At 47.0% G+C, this 12,482-nt stretch carries 15 protein-coding genes; 1 reads left to right on the forward strand and 14 read right to left on the reverse strand.

What is annotated here, in order from left to right; translation table 11 throughout:
• Positions 1-7: 7 nt before the first annotated feature.
• The 14 genes from trpE to mtrB all read right to left on the reverse strand — a co-directional run bounded on the left by trpE (position 8) and on the right by mtrB (position 12,123).
• On the reverse strand, positions 8-1,558 hold the full coding sequence (gene trpE, locus ACUUJN_RS15840) for an anthranilate synthase component I (RefSeq protein WP_028540639.1): 1,551 nt from the start codon (positions 1,556-1,558) through the stop codon (positions 8-10).
• Positions 1,559-1,944: 386 nt separating this feature from the next.
• Positions 1,945-2,319, reverse strand: a complete 375-nt coding sequence (gene aroH, locus ACUUJN_RS15845) for a chorismate mutase (protein WP_013310718.1) — start codon at positions 2,317-2,319, stop codon at positions 1,945-1,947.
• Positions 2,320-2,321: 2 nt separating this feature from the next.
• Positions 2,322-3,416, reverse strand: a complete 1,095-nt coding sequence (gene aroB / locus ACUUJN_RS15850; RefSeq protein ID WP_254347448.1) for a 3-dehydroquinate synthase — start codon at positions 3,414-3,416, stop codon at positions 2,322-2,324.
• A gap of 1 nt (position 3,417) precedes the next feature.
• Positions 3,418-4,587 carry a chorismate synthase gene (gene aroC, locus ACUUJN_RS15855; RefSeq protein ID WP_028540638.1) on the reverse strand — a complete coding sequence of 390 codons (1,170 nt, stop codon included), beginning with the start codon at positions 4,585-4,587 and terminating at the stop codon, positions 3,418-3,420.
• A gap of 228 nt (positions 4,588-4,815) precedes the next feature.
• Positions 4,816-5,616 (reverse strand): CheR family methyltransferase, encoded by an 801-nt coding sequence (locus ACUUJN_RS15860; protein WP_023989169.1) that lies wholly within the window; start codon positions 5,614-5,616, stop codon positions 4,816-4,818.
• A 30-nt stretch (positions 5,617-5,646) separates the two neighbouring features.
• Entirely contained in the window at positions 5,647-6,090 is a 444-nt protein-coding gene (ndk, locus tag ACUUJN_RS15865) for a nucleoside-diphosphate kinase (RefSeq protein WP_023989170.1), read from the reverse strand.
• 110 nt (positions 6,091-6,200) lie between these two features.
• Complete coding sequence (locus tag ACUUJN_RS15870; RefSeq protein ID WP_013310723.1) at positions 6,201-7,175, reverse strand: polyprenyl synthetase family protein; 975 nt, start codon at positions 7,173-7,175, stop codon at positions 6,201-6,203.
• Complete coding sequence (locus tag ACUUJN_RS15875; RefSeq protein WP_069079973.1) at positions 7,172-8,038, reverse strand: menaquinone biosynthetic enzyme MqnA/MqnD family protein; 867 nt, start codon at positions 8,036-8,038, stop codon at positions 7,172-7,174. Before ACUUJN_RS15875 ends, ACUUJN_RS15870 begins: the two co-directional genes overlap by 4 nt.
• Complete coding sequence (locus tag ACUUJN_RS15880) at positions 7,995-8,654, reverse strand: UbiX family flavin prenyltransferase (RefSeq protein WP_013310725.1); 660 nt, start codon at positions 8,652-8,654, stop codon at positions 7,995-7,997. The genes ACUUJN_RS15875 and ACUUJN_RS15880 overlap by 44 nt, the downstream gene beginning before the upstream one ends.
• Positions 8,654-9,526, reverse strand: a complete 873-nt coding sequence (locus tag ACUUJN_RS15885; protein ID WP_028540635.1) for a UbiA-like polyprenyltransferase — start codon at positions 9,524-9,526, stop codon at positions 8,654-8,656. Before ACUUJN_RS15885 ends, ACUUJN_RS15880 begins: the two co-directional genes overlap by 1 nt.
• A complete protein-coding gene (locus ACUUJN_RS15890; RefSeq protein WP_023989173.1) occupies positions 9,519-10,247 on the reverse strand; it encodes a demethylmenaquinone methyltransferase in 729 nt (242 codons plus the stop codon). Before ACUUJN_RS15890 ends, ACUUJN_RS15885 begins: the two co-directional genes overlap by 8 nt.
• A gap of 9 nt (positions 10,248-10,256) precedes the next feature.
• On the reverse strand, positions 10,257-11,126 hold the full coding sequence (locus ACUUJN_RS15895) for a heptaprenyl diphosphate synthase component 1 (RefSeq protein ID WP_028540634.1): 870 nt from the start codon (positions 11,124-11,126) through the stop codon (positions 10,257-10,259).
• A gap of 116 nt (positions 11,127-11,242) precedes the next feature.
• Complete coding sequence (locus tag ACUUJN_RS15900; protein WP_023989175.1) at positions 11,243-11,794, reverse strand: hypothetical protein; 552 nt, start codon at positions 11,792-11,794, stop codon at positions 11,243-11,245.
• Between the two features lie 98 nt (positions 11,795-11,892).
• Positions 11,893-12,123 carry a trp RNA-binding attenuation protein MtrB gene (gene mtrB / locus ACUUJN_RS15905; protein ID WP_013310730.1) on the reverse strand — a complete coding sequence of 77 codons (231 nt, stop codon included), beginning with the start codon at positions 12,121-12,123 and terminating at the stop codon, positions 11,893-11,895.
• 37 nt (positions 12,124-12,160) lie between these two features.
• On the opposite strand from mtrB, the gene ACUUJN_RS15910 reads away from it, so the two are divergent.
• A complete protein-coding gene (locus tag ACUUJN_RS15910) occupies positions 12,161-12,454 on the forward strand; it encodes a hypothetical protein (protein ID WP_068941599.1) in 294 nt (97 codons plus the stop codon).
• The last annotated feature ends 28 nt before the right edge of the window (positions 12,455-12,482 follow it).

Here is a 12,482-nt window from a genome sequence, read left to right on the forward strand (position 1 = left end):
TTGTGTGTTACGGAGTATACAAATAATCCTGGTTGATGACGCTGTTATAGGGCTGTGTCGTTGCCGGGAACATCACTTCTGCCGTGCGGATTGCCTTCAGCAATGCCTTTGCTTTGTTTACCGTCTCCTGATACTCGCTTTCCGGAACCGAGTCCCACACAATTCCAGCGCCTGCCTGGACATAGGCCCGGTTCTTTTTAAACACAATCGTGCGAATCGTAATGCAAGCGTCCATATTGCCCGAGAAGCCCAAATATCCAATCGCCCCTGCATAGGGTCCGCGTGCTTCCCGCTCCAACTCAGCAATAATCTCCATGGCCCGTAGCTTCGGAGCCCCCGATACAGTGCCAGCTGGCAGACAAGACAGGAAGGCATCGAAGAAATCTTTGTCCTCACGTAGCTCACCTGACACATTGGAAACAATGTGCATGACATGGGAATAGCGTTCAATTTCCATAAACGTATCGCATTTGACTGTGCCAAACTGTGATACACGGCCCAAATCATTTCTTCCCAAATCGACCAGCATCAGATGTTCTGCACGCTCTTTTTCATCGTTTAACAGTTCTTCAGCAAGTGCCGCATCTTCTGTCTCCGTTACCCCACGCGGTCTCGTTCCTGCAATAGGACGGGTTTCTACCCGGCCGTTTTCCACCTTGACGAGTGCCTCAGGCGAGGTACCTACGATGATCTCGTCATCCATTTTCAAATAATACATATATGGCGACGGGTTCATCGTGCGCAGCACGCGGTATACCTGTAAAGGAGAGGCCTCTGTATCAATGTGAAAACGCTGGGATAGTACAACCTGAAAAATATCACCGGAGCGGATATACTCCTTCGCCTGCTCTACGTTTGATATAAATTGTTCCTTCGTCATATTGGATTGGATCTCACCTAGTTCCACATCATCAGGAATGGAAGCCGATCCTAATCGCTCAGGCGGGGTCTGCTTGCGCAGATACTGCGCCGTTTCCTCCAACCTGCGTTCCACATCAGCATAAGCAGCACGAATGTCCTCATCGCGAAACCCTTCGCCTATATGAACATTGCCGACCAGCAAAATTTGCTGTTTCACATGATCAAAGACAATTACTTGATCGCAGAACATAAAACGAATATCATCCATATTCAAATCATCTACCGAATGCTCTGGCAGCTTTTCATAGTATTGAAGCAAGTCATATCCAAAAAATCCGATAGCCCCGCCTGTAAATGGAGGCATTTCTTTCAGTTTCGGACTACGGTATTTACGAAGCAATGCTTTGAGCGCTTCAATCGGCTTGTCGTTTAATATTTGCCGTTTACCGTGTTGCTCCAATATCAAACGTCCTTTTTTACCCGAGACCATTAGAAACGGGTCTGTACCGATGAATGAATGTCGCGCCCACTGTTCGCCTCCCTCTACACTCTCTAGCAGAAAGGCACGGTCCCGCTCGGCATACCGACGGAAAATCCGAATCGGCGTCTCCATATCAGCCAGCACTTTTTTGTACACAGGAATCAGGTTAAATTCACTCGCCATCGTTATCACTTGCTCCACATGCGGCGTTAACATGAGATCACTTCCTTTCCAAATTGGCGCAGAACCAAAGGAGAGAATATAAAAAAGCCTCTACCGATAAGGTAGAGGCTGTCAGTTATCGAAATTATAAGAATGCTCCATATGTAAAATGACTACAGCAAATAGATAAGTATACACTCATCCCTTTTGTATAACCGCACAGGTTGCCTTAAATAAGCTTCTCTGTAGAAGAATATCTCTTCATAGACAAAAGCTTACCCGCTACCGCCGATCTCTGTAATCTCATATGGAATTGGCTAAGGCTGCACTCTTCTCATCTCAACTCTGTCTCTGGCTAACTCTACTCTACTTAACTCTGCTACACACACTATATCTCATGGGATGTTACTTTGGCAACCATCAACTTTAAAAACGGGCACTTATTTCCCTTGGGAAGCCAGATCCGGTCTTAACGCCTGTGCTCCGTTCAAATATACATGTTTAATTTCCCGCTGGGATTTATCGGTGTTCACCTGTACCATCAAACGGATGCACTTGGGTAAACTGCCTGCCACAGGAATTTCTAATGCACACATGAGCGGAACCATATCCCAGCCATCAAGCTGACGAATGGCCTTGGCTGGAAAGGCAGTATCCAGGTCATGGGTCACCGTAATCCATACGTTACTAATATCCTCCGGCTGAATTTCATTGTAGGATACAATTTCCTCCAGTAGTTGGCATGTTGCTTCCAAAATTTCGTTTTCTTCATTATTCACTACGGTCGTCGCGCCACGAATTCCCCGATTGTACATCGTTACGCCCCCTCTTTTAACTGTTCAATAACTCGTCGGATGTAAGAGACGGAAATATCCTTCACAACCTCCACGTGCCCGATGCTACGTGGGACGACAAAAGTAATGCTGCCTTCTTTGAACTTTTTGTCATGCATCATCGCGTCCAGCAGCCGATCTGTATCGAGATGTGACGGAAGGGAGGTCGGTAGCCGTAGCGAAGACAACATATCCTTCGTTTCATCTACCAAAGAAGGATCTGCCCCCAGCTTCACGCCCAAAAGTGCGGAGCCGACCATACCAATAGAAATGGCTTCTCCGTGTAAAAACTCACCATATCCCGCAATGGCTTCAATCGCATGACCAATCGTATGACCTAGGTTTAGAATAGCGCGTAAATCATTTTCTCGTTCATCGCGCGACACCACTTCGGCTTTTACGGAACATCCCTTTTCCAGACCGTACTCCAGAGCTGTCGCATCCAGCGCAAGCAAATCAGTCGCATGGTCACGGCACCACTGGGCGAAATCAGCATCCCAGATCAAACCATGCTTGATCATTTCAGCAAGCCCCGCAGATACCTCACGAGGAGGTAAGGTAGACAACGTATCTACGTCATATAACACAAGTTCCGGTTGATGGAAGGCTCCTATCATATTCTTCGCCAAAGGATGGTTGATGCCGACCTTACCGCCCACGCTACTATCATGGGCAAGGATCGTAGTGGGGATCTGTACAAACTTGACACCTCTCATATAAGAAGCTGCCACAAATCCAGCCAAATCACCCACCACACCACCACCAAGTGCAATAACGGCTGAATTGCGATCCAAACCGCCCTCAATGGCTGCTGTTATGACCTGCTCAAATACAGCAAGCGACTTGGAGGTTTCACCTGGCTTAACGACAAAGGACACTGTCTTGTAGCCAGACGCCTGAAGATTGCTCTCCAATGTTGCCAAGTAGAATCCCGCTACATTTTCGTCAGAAACAATTAACAACGGGCTTTTTTGCGCAATTCCTCGTTCCTTCAACAACTCTCCGGATCGATGTAACAGCCCTCGTCCGATATGAATAGGATAAGAACGTTCGCCAAGTTGTACCGTCAGCGTACTCATCTTAGTACCGCCCCAGTTGTTCTTCGTAGGATGCAATATTCGCGCGAATCTCTTCAATCGAATCCCCACCGAATTTTTCTAGCAAAGCTTTCGCAATCTCCCAAGCTACGACATGCTCCATGACTACGCTTGCCGCTGGCACTGCACATGCATCCGAACGCTCAACCTGTGCGGTGAACGCTTCCTTTGTATCAATGTCGACGCTTTGCAACGGCTTGTAGAGTGTGGGAATCGGCTTCATTACGCCACGAACCACAACTGGCATTCCATTCGTCATACCACCCTCAAAACCACCCAAACGATTGGTACGACGGTGATATCCACGTTCCTCATCATATAGAATCTCGTCATGCACCTGTGAACCGCGCAATTCCCCTGCTTCAAAGCCGATGCCAATCTCCACGCCTTTAAAAGCATTAATCGACATGACGCCTTGTGCGATACGTGCATCCAGTTTCCGATCATACTGTACATGACTGCCCAGACCAATCGGAACACCTTCTACAATACACTCCACTACCCCACCGACTGAATCACCTTCTTGCTTGATCAGATCAATGTATGCTTCCATTTTCTTTTCGGTTTCTGGATCGGTTACTCTCACCGAGGAGGCTTCTGTCACGGCAATCAGCTCATCAATCGGCAAATCACGGTAAGGAGCTTCGATTTCCCCAATACGGATGACCTGACCTGCCACCTTGATTCCGAACTCAGCCAGCAATTGACGGGCCAAACCGCCGCATGCCACACGAATTGCTGTTTCACGTGCACTGGAGCGCTCCAGCACGTTACGAAGGTCCTTCAGGTTGTATTTCATTCCGCCATTCAAATCCGCATGACCCGGACGTGGCCGGTGAACCCGACGCTTGTCTTCATCACTGCCTTCAATAGGCTCAATATTCATAATGTTCTGCCAGTGCTTCCAATCGTTATTTTCCACAACCAGCGCAATCGGTGCACCTGTGGTATAGCCGTGACGTACGCCTCCGGCAATCTTCGCCGTATCTTTTTCAATCTGCATACGCCGACCCCGTCCATACCCTTTCTGACGACGGTGCAGCTGAAAATTCAATTCCTCAAAATCCAATTTTAAATTGCTCGGCATACCCTCTACAATGGCAGTTAGCTGGGGACCATGCGTTTCCCCCGCGGTTAAATAACGTAAACTCATGACGCGTTCCCCCTTTAAACTGTTAAACTGTGCATCGCTAAAATCTTTAACTGTGCTTCATTATAGTATACGCACCTTTCTTTGACAAGAAAAGCCACGTGTATGCAGATAAACAAAAACACGCCTCTTAGCCAAAGGGGCTAAAGGACGTGCTTTGCTGATAAGCCAACCATCAATTACTCAAGGATATAAATAAGTTCCTACAAACTTTGGATGATACATGCAGGCTTATGCTTTTTTGCGATAAAAAAAGGTTTCCGTCGATTCCAGACCATATTGGTTAGGAGAAAAGATTTGCTCTGTACTACCGACAAATAACACACCGCCGGGACGAAGACTGGCTGCAAACTTTTGATACAACGTATGTTTTGCCTCTTCTGTAAAATAAATCATTACATTTCGACAGATAATGAGATCATAACCATCCTCAAACCGATCCAGCAGCAAGTTTTGCTTTTGAAATTTCACGGCTTGTTTCAAACGGTCATCAATTCGATACATCGCACCATCCGGCTTAAAATATTTGCTAGCCACCTGCTCAGGTACATCCTTGAGCGAACGCTCCAAATATTTGCCTTCCTTGGCTTTTGCCAATGCACCGTCATCAATGTCGGAAGCTGTAATGGAACAATTCCCCAAAATCCCTTTACCGTCGAGAACCATAGCCAGGCTATAAGGCTCTTCACCAGTCGAGCAGGCAGCACTCCACAGCTTAAGCTTCTGCTTCCCCACAAGCAGCTGTGGCAAGATTGTATCTCGCAGCACTTCCCACCGATTGGGATTTCGCCAAAATTCCGAAACATTGATCGTCATTCGATCCAGAAATTCATAGAATAGAGGTTTTTCCTTCATCATGGCATCATAAAAAGAAACAAAACTGGGAAACCCGTTTTTGTTGCGAAGCGTAGTTAACCGCCTTTTCATCTGTGCTTCTTTGTATTGTGCAAGATCAATACCTGTGCTGTCCTTGATTTTGCGGATAAACGCTGTGTAATCGGGGTCCGTCTGACCCAGTTCCATATCCGTCATGCTACCATCCTTCTTCATACGTAATTTAACTTACATCCAGGTCGCCACACTTTTTTCGTACCGAATGGATTCTTCCGGCATGAAAAAATTTGCAATCTCGCGCTCTGCGCTCTCCGGTGAATCTGAACCATGAATGAGGTTAAACGGTGTATGTGCTGCAAAGTCTCCACGAATTGTGCCCGGAAGAGCTTCAGTTACTTGTGTTTTACCAATCAACAAGCGGGAAAGCGTAACGATGTTATCCCCTTCCCATACCATAGCAAACACAGGGCCTGATGTGATAAAACCTACAAGCTCTTCAAAAAAAGGCTTGCCCACATGCTCCGCATAATGCCGTTCTGCCTGTTCTCTAGATACTTGCACAAGCTTGCCAGCCGTCATTTTGAAGCCTTTGTCTTCCAGTCGACTGATGATACGTCCAATCAATCCACGTTGTACACCATCCGGTTTAACCATCAAAAAAGTACGATCCATCGGCTCACTCCCAATCCAATCTAATGTATTTATACAGTACTAAACTGTATTGTAACAGAAAGCTTGGAACTGGTTAAAGCATTTTGTCACAGCAAACCCAAAACACAACTTTAGTAGGAGCGGCGTGTTACAAAATGAGCAATATCGCGTAGCGTCTTTTTTGTTTTGACATCTGGTAGTAAGTCCAGCGCGTTTAGCGCTTTATTAATATATCGGTCGGCGAGAATTTCAGCTTTAGCGATTCCTTCACTTTTTTTGATCATATCCACCGCTTTGCGTGCGTCTCCTTGCCCATCTCCATCCTGAATGCGGCGGATTTCAGCCAGTAGATCGGCACGCAACTCAGGCTGTTCAAGCGCATAAATCACCGGAAGCGTAATATTCCCCTGTCTCATATCGCTGCCCGGCGGCTTGCCAATCTTTTTTTCCGTGCCACACAGATCAAGCAGATCATCCTGAATTTGAAAAGCCATACCTACGTTATAGCCATAGCTGTACAGCAGGGAATTGACACTTTCTCGTGCCCCTGCAGCCATAGCTCCCAGCTGGCAACTAACCGCAATCAACAATGCCGTTTTTCGCCGTATGCGAAGCAAATAATTCCGCACACTCTGATCCACATTAAAAAAATCACGAATTTGTTCCATTTCACCAATGGACATCTGTACCAGCGCTTTAGACAGTACCCTGTGAATGTCGGGATTCGGCAGTCCAGCAGCAATAGACAGCGCACGTGCATATATGTAGTCTCCGGTGTACATAGCCACCCGATTGTCCCATTTGGACTTCACGGTGGGTTGACCGCGTCTCATTTCCGCATCGTCAATCACATCGTCGTGAACGAGAGAGGCAGAATGAATCAGTTCCAGAGGTACCGCTATACGCTTGAGCTTGTCCAGATCATATTCTCCAAACTTGCCTCCCAGCAATACAAATACGGGACGCAAACGCTTGCCCCCTGCTTTAAGCAGATGAAGCGACGTATCATTAATCAACGGCTCCGTACTGTCGATACTGCGATACAACTCTTCTTCTATAAAGTTCATATCCTTCTTTAATAAACCGAACAAATCCAATCGTTTCATTCTTTCACCCGTGTCAGCGTATTGTCACTCCAGAGAAGCGGCTTCACTCGTCGGTCAAGCAGCCCCAGTTCATGCGCATACTGAAAATATAGCTCTAAACCTTGTTGTTGCTTCTCTCCAAAATCATAACACAGATTAGTAAAGTAGCGCTCCCAATAATCTCGCAGACCTCCAATTTCCTCGCATGCTTCAGAAATAACAGGCGTCAGGTCCGACAGACTACGCTGCTTGCTTACGCGGAACGCACTTGCAATTTCAGCCACCGCCGCGGGATTTTGAGCAGCAACAGCACGTCGTACTGCCCATACAGCAAAAGTCATACTATAGCCCGTCCAGCGCTTCCACTCTTCTCCGAGGTCCGTAACATACAGACCTTCGCTTCGCCAAGATGCCTTAATCGCGTGATCTCCAATCAGCAGCCCTGCATCTGCCTGTTCCAGCATCAAGTCAAGATCCGGTTCACAGTCAAAATAGGAAGGCTGACCTTCCCATGCCTTTTGCATCAAAATTTTCAACAAATTCACGGATGTAGCAGACGTATTCGTTAGTGCAATGGTTCCGTTTTTGATTTCGTCCAGCGGCTTGCGTGAAAATAGTAAAATGGATTGCACAGGACCATCTGCACCGACGGATAAATCCGGCAACAATAGCATTTCCTCAGCACCCGATGCATACGCAAAGGAGGACATCGCACTGATATCCAAACTCCCATTCAGCATACCTCGATTCAATTCAGCCGGAACTTTAGAAACCATCTCCGCCGAATGGAGAAGCTCAGAAGGATTAAAATAATGAAAAATAGGCCAAGCGTTTGTATATTTAATTTTTCCGATTGTGATTGTCTTGGTGTCCGGCGTCGGCATCGGAATCCCCCCATCTCGTAAACAGTTGATGTTCTATACGCAAGCTGTCCAATACTTTGCCTACGAGGAACAGCACAATATCATCCAGCGTCTTCGGATGAAAGTAAAAAGCCGGCATAGCCGGAATCATTTTGACGCCGAGTCTCGCAAGCTTAAGCATGTTTTCCAAATGAATGGCATGTAGAGGTGTTTCACGAGGCACAAGGATCAGCGGACGACCTTCCTTCATCATCACGTCCGCTGCTCTCGCCATAAGGTTATCGGACGAACCGTGTGCTACTGCTGACAACGTCCCCATCGAGCATGGCATAATAATCATCGCATCCACCAAATAAGAGCCACTCGCAATCGAAGCTCCAATATCTGTGAACGGATGGTATACAAGAGAACCGGGACGGCCTCCGAATTGTTCATTCAAAGCCCCTTCCCGGTCAGTCACATTCCAGCCCAACTCCTCTTTCAATACCCGCCAGCCAGCATTGGAAACGATCAGGTGAACTGTGTATTGCAAGTCCAGCAAAGTCTCTACCAGTCGCACACCATAAATGCTTCCGCTCGCGCCTGTAATGCCAATAACGATTCGTTTGCCTTGATGTCCGCTCACCTGATTATTCATTAGTATTGACGCACCACCAAATCAATCAGTGTAAAGGCAAACACGACAGTGCTAAGTACACCGTTCATAGTAAAGAATGCCGTCTGCAAACGACTCAAATCTTTTGGAGATACGATATAGTGTTCATAAAATAAAATAATGTACGAAATAATCATGCCCGCCAGATACCACCAGCTTAAATCTGCAATAAAGAACAGTACAATAAATCCGATTGCCGTAATGACGTGGAATGCCCGAGCGATGTTCAACGCACCTGCTACACCAAAACGGGCAGGAATAGAATAAACTCCTTCGTTTTGGTCAAAATCTATATCCTGACAAGCATAAATTACATCAAATCCCGCCGTCCAAAATGCAATCGTGAGATATAGTACGATAGCAGTCAAATCTATTTGTCCCGTTACTGCAACCCACGCGCCGAGTGGCGCCAAACCAATGGTCAGACCAAGCACAATATGGCAAAGCCAAGTGAAACGCTTGGTGTAAGAATAAAAAACGAGCATAAAAAAGGCCAGCGGGAACAGCTTGAACGCCAGCGGACTTAACTTGAATGATGCCCAGAATAACAACACCAAACTGACGATAATGAAAATCACCACTTCGCTCGATTTGAGCAACCCCGCCGGGATAGCGCGTCCTGCTGTGCGCGGATTTTTCCCGTCAATCACCCGGTCAATCATACGATTGAAGCCAAAAGCCGCGCTACGTGCGCCAACCATAGCTAGCAGAATCCAGCCGATCTGCGGCCAAGAGGGAAGGTTGCCTGTCACGATAACAGACCCCAATACAGCCCCCATGAATGCAAATGGGAGCGCAAATAACGTATGTTCAATTTTAATCATTTCCAAAAAAATAGCAATTTTCTTAAACATGCTGACTCTCCTTGATTCCAATGTGCAATGCCGCAATGCCTCCGGTGAGAGAATGAGCCTGAACATCCTTCAATCCGACTTCACGGAAGATGCCAGCCAACTCATCCCTTCCTGGAAAAAGCGCCAACGAATCAGGGAGCCATTTATACTGCTCATAACGTTTGGCGAACAATTTGCCGAGCATGGGCAAGATGTGTTGAAAATATGTGTAGTAAATTCCCTTGAACGGCTGCCAAGTAGGTTTGGACAATTCCAGACATACGACCTGCCCGCCAGGTTTGACGACTCGTTGCATCTCCTGTAACACGTGGCGCAGATCAGGCACGTTGCGCAGACCGAAACCAATCGTCGCATAATCAAATGAATTATCTTCAAAAGGTAGTTCCATCGCGTTGCCCTGAACAAGCTTAATTTGCTTTTCACGGGATTCTGATGTAATCTTACGCTCGCCAACATTGAGCATGTTCTGACTAAAATCGAGTCCTACGATGTGACCACTTTCACTTGCTCGTGCCATCGCAAGCGTCCAATCACATGTACCACAGCAAAGATCAATTGCCGTATCGCCGCGATGCATGTTCATTTTTTTCATCGTAAATTTCCGCCAAGCCTTATGTCTGCGAAAGCTCAGTATATCGTTCATCAAATCGTATTTACCTGCTATGCTTTCAAACACACCATGAACGAATTGCTCTTTCGGCTTGGTGTCGCTTGATCCCATCACGTTCACCTAACCTTCCCTCACAACTGGGTGCGGACTATTTAGCAGCTTTTGGAAAGGCTCAAGCATGCGTTCAAATTCCTCGATCCCTGTATTTTGATCATCTGACAGGATATGCCTGATGTGTGTAACAGCCGTGCGAAGCTTGTCCAGTATCGCATCCTCGGCTTTGTATTTCAGAACAAGCTTACGCCATGCTTCAGTGTCAGTACCACTCCCTGAAAGCAATGCCTGCTCGTTCCGGTCCCCGTTACCATAAATATGCCAGAACATATATCCGAAACGGGACTTGTCCGGTTCTGCCCGCTTGCCCCATTCCTCCACCAAGGTATCACAGAGGGCAAATTTGTTGAGAAGCTGCTTCCAAATTTCCTGATCCTGTTCTGCTACAAGTGAAGTGAATGATAAAAAAAGCTCCTTTTTGAAACGAACCATCTGAGTTAAATACTGAGTTGCATCCAATCGGAATTGCTTCATTCCCCAGTACAGATTCATTTTCCCTGCGTTCACTTCACATACAGCATCACTCAGCTTCGAAATGGCCGTGATGCGGCCTGCCAGTGCAAGCAGCTGATAAAAACGACTGCTAAAATAGTCCCCAGCTAACACTTTCAGCTGTCTGGAACGCATCTCCTCCGGGCTCCGTATACCGGATAAAGTATCAATCATATCATGCGTATCCAGCCCCATCTGCACAAGCGAGGTTACCAATGCGTACAGTTCGTCCTCACTGGCATGCAGCTCCTGCGCATTCCGGTTCAAAAACACAAACATCAAACGGGTACGGCTGTCAGGAAAAGCCGGCATTTCCGTATGTTGTTGAATCATGTCGTATTCCACATATTTCCTTGCTAATTGGGGTACGCGATACGGTTTCATCCTAAGCCTCCGAGACATGACTTTCTGCTATACTCAAATAATTGCAATGCCTTATATTATATCACAATTTAAAATGATTCGCGACTAAAGTACTGTAGGTCCACCGGCAGAAACATCTAATCTGTATATACACCGTTAAACCTGTTTTGCCACATGGGCGTTACCGTAATGCGGAAACGGGACTTCAAATCCTCTGGCAATTCCGCGCCTTCCCGGCTTCTCAGCTGTTCCAATGCCTCGTTCGTCCACTCGTTCCGGCGTATATCGGATGCAAGCAGCAAATGACGTTCTCCTGACCATTCGTCCTGCGTTACCACCCGAAGCAGCAATTGCCGTACATTCGTCGTTCCGTAAAAGCTAAAAGCGGCAAGCTCCGCCATGTTTTGATAAATCTCTAGTGGGGCAGTTTCTTCCTTAGACAGCTTGACATCCAGGGTCAGGACTGAATGTTCCCAGCTTGCGCTTGCAATCGGTGTGGTCAACGGCAGCTCATTCAGCGTATCCACCAGATTGTCATCCGACAGCAGCACCCGTTGCTGAGGCGAAATCGTCGCCTGTGTCTCGCGAACTGCTGCGGTTCCTGAGTCCAGCACCTGTAAGGACGGCAGCAACACAGCTGCTGCGATGGTTATGAGAATGGAGCCACCGAATACAATCCAAGGTTTCATCAGAGCCTCCCCTGACCTCTACCTCATAATGTGGGTTTGCTACGGTAAAGGTCCTCACTCTCATTCTACAACAAAAAAAAGCAGGCTATGCCTGCATTTTAATCCTCCGTATCTACTACCCCGTGCTTGGTCATCACAACGGCTTTGCCGCGAATTTTAATAGCAGAAGTATGATCCGTAAATTGGACGATCAGTACTTCGCCCTTGTCCAATTTTTCTGAATGATGCAAGCGTGTATCCTGACCTCTGGTCAGACCAAAAACCTGACATCCGTTGCTTTTCGCTTTAATTACGACGTACTCACTACTACCCGTCACGTTATCTTCCATGTCCTTTTCCTCCCTGAGAGCCGAAGCTATACTTTTTATGATGGAGATTCAAGCTTGTTTTGTCAACTACATGCTTCCTTCGCTACCTGCAACAATTAGCGTGTCCCGAGCCATACTATCCGTGCAGTCCCATCCATTAAAGAAAGGAACGGATCTGATGAAAAACTATCTTCCCGCCAATCTCAGTCCTGCCCAAATCGAACGACTTCAACAGCTGGAGCATGAATTTGCTGAGCTAACAGGTGAACCCCTAGTGCTGATCGCTTATTCCTCGCGAAACGGCAGAACAGCTTCCTCTTCTCCAGTCCATAGCACCTCTACCACGAAGTAAACAGGACAAAAAGAAAAGGCCGTGAATC

The sequence above is a fragment of the Paenibacillus sp. LRG-1 genome (assembly GCF_057220305.1).

Coding starts and splice junctions, on each gene's coding strand:
- mtrB (WP_013310730.1), bottom strand. CDS start 12,123: ATGGAAGATAACGTGACGGGTAGTAGTGAGTACGTCGTAATTAAAGCG.
- ACUUJN_RS15870 (WP_013310723.1), bottom strand. CDS start 7,175: ATGAAACGATTGGATTTGTTCGGTTTATTAAAGAAGGATATGAACTTT.
- ACUUJN_RS15900 (WP_023989175.1), bottom strand. CDS start 11,794: ATGAAACCTTGGATTGTATTCGGTGGCTCCATTCTCATAACCATCGCA.
- ACUUJN_RS15895 (WP_028540634.1), bottom strand. CDS start 11,126: ATGAAACCGTATCGCGTACCCCAATTAGCAAGGAAATATGTGGAATAC.
- ACUUJN_RS15885 (WP_028540635.1), bottom strand. CDS start 9,526: ATGTTTAAGAAAATTGCTATTTTTTTGGAAATGATTAAAATTGAACAT.
- aroH (WP_013310718.1), bottom strand. CDS start 2,319: ATGTACAATCGGGGAATTCGTGGCGCGACGACCGTAGTGAATAATGAA.
- ACUUJN_RS15890 (WP_023989173.1), bottom strand. CDS start 10,247: ATGGGATCAAGCGACACCAAGCCGAAAGAGCAATTCGTTCATGGTGTG.
- aroB (WP_254347448.1), bottom strand. CDS start 3,416: ATGAGTACGCTGACGGTACAACTTGGCGAACGTTCTTATCCTATTCAT.
- ACUUJN_RS15910 (WP_068941599.1), top strand. CDS start 12,161: ATGATGGAGATTCAAGCTTGTTTTGTCAACTACATGCTTCCTTCGCTA.
- aroC (WP_028540638.1), bottom strand. CDS start 4,587: ATGAGTTTACGTTATTTAACCGCGGGGGAAACGCATGGTCCCCAGCTA.
- ACUUJN_RS15880 (WP_013310725.1), bottom strand. CDS start 8,654: ATGAATAATCAGGTGAGCGGACATCAAGGCAAACGAATCGTTATTGGC.
- ACUUJN_RS15860 (WP_023989169.1), bottom strand. CDS start 5,616: ATGACGGATATGGAACTGGGTCAGACGGACCCCGATTACACAGCGTTT.
- ndk (WP_023989170.1), bottom strand. CDS start 6,090: ATGGATCGTACTTTTTTGATGGTTAAACCGGATGGTGTACAACGTGGA.
- ACUUJN_RS15875 (WP_069079973.1), bottom strand. CDS start 8,038: ATGCCGACGCCGGACACCAAGACAATCACAATCGGAAAAATTAAATAT.
- trpE (WP_028540639.1), bottom strand. CDS start 1,558: ATGTTAACGCCGCATGTGGAGCAAGTGATAACGATGGCGAGTGAATTT.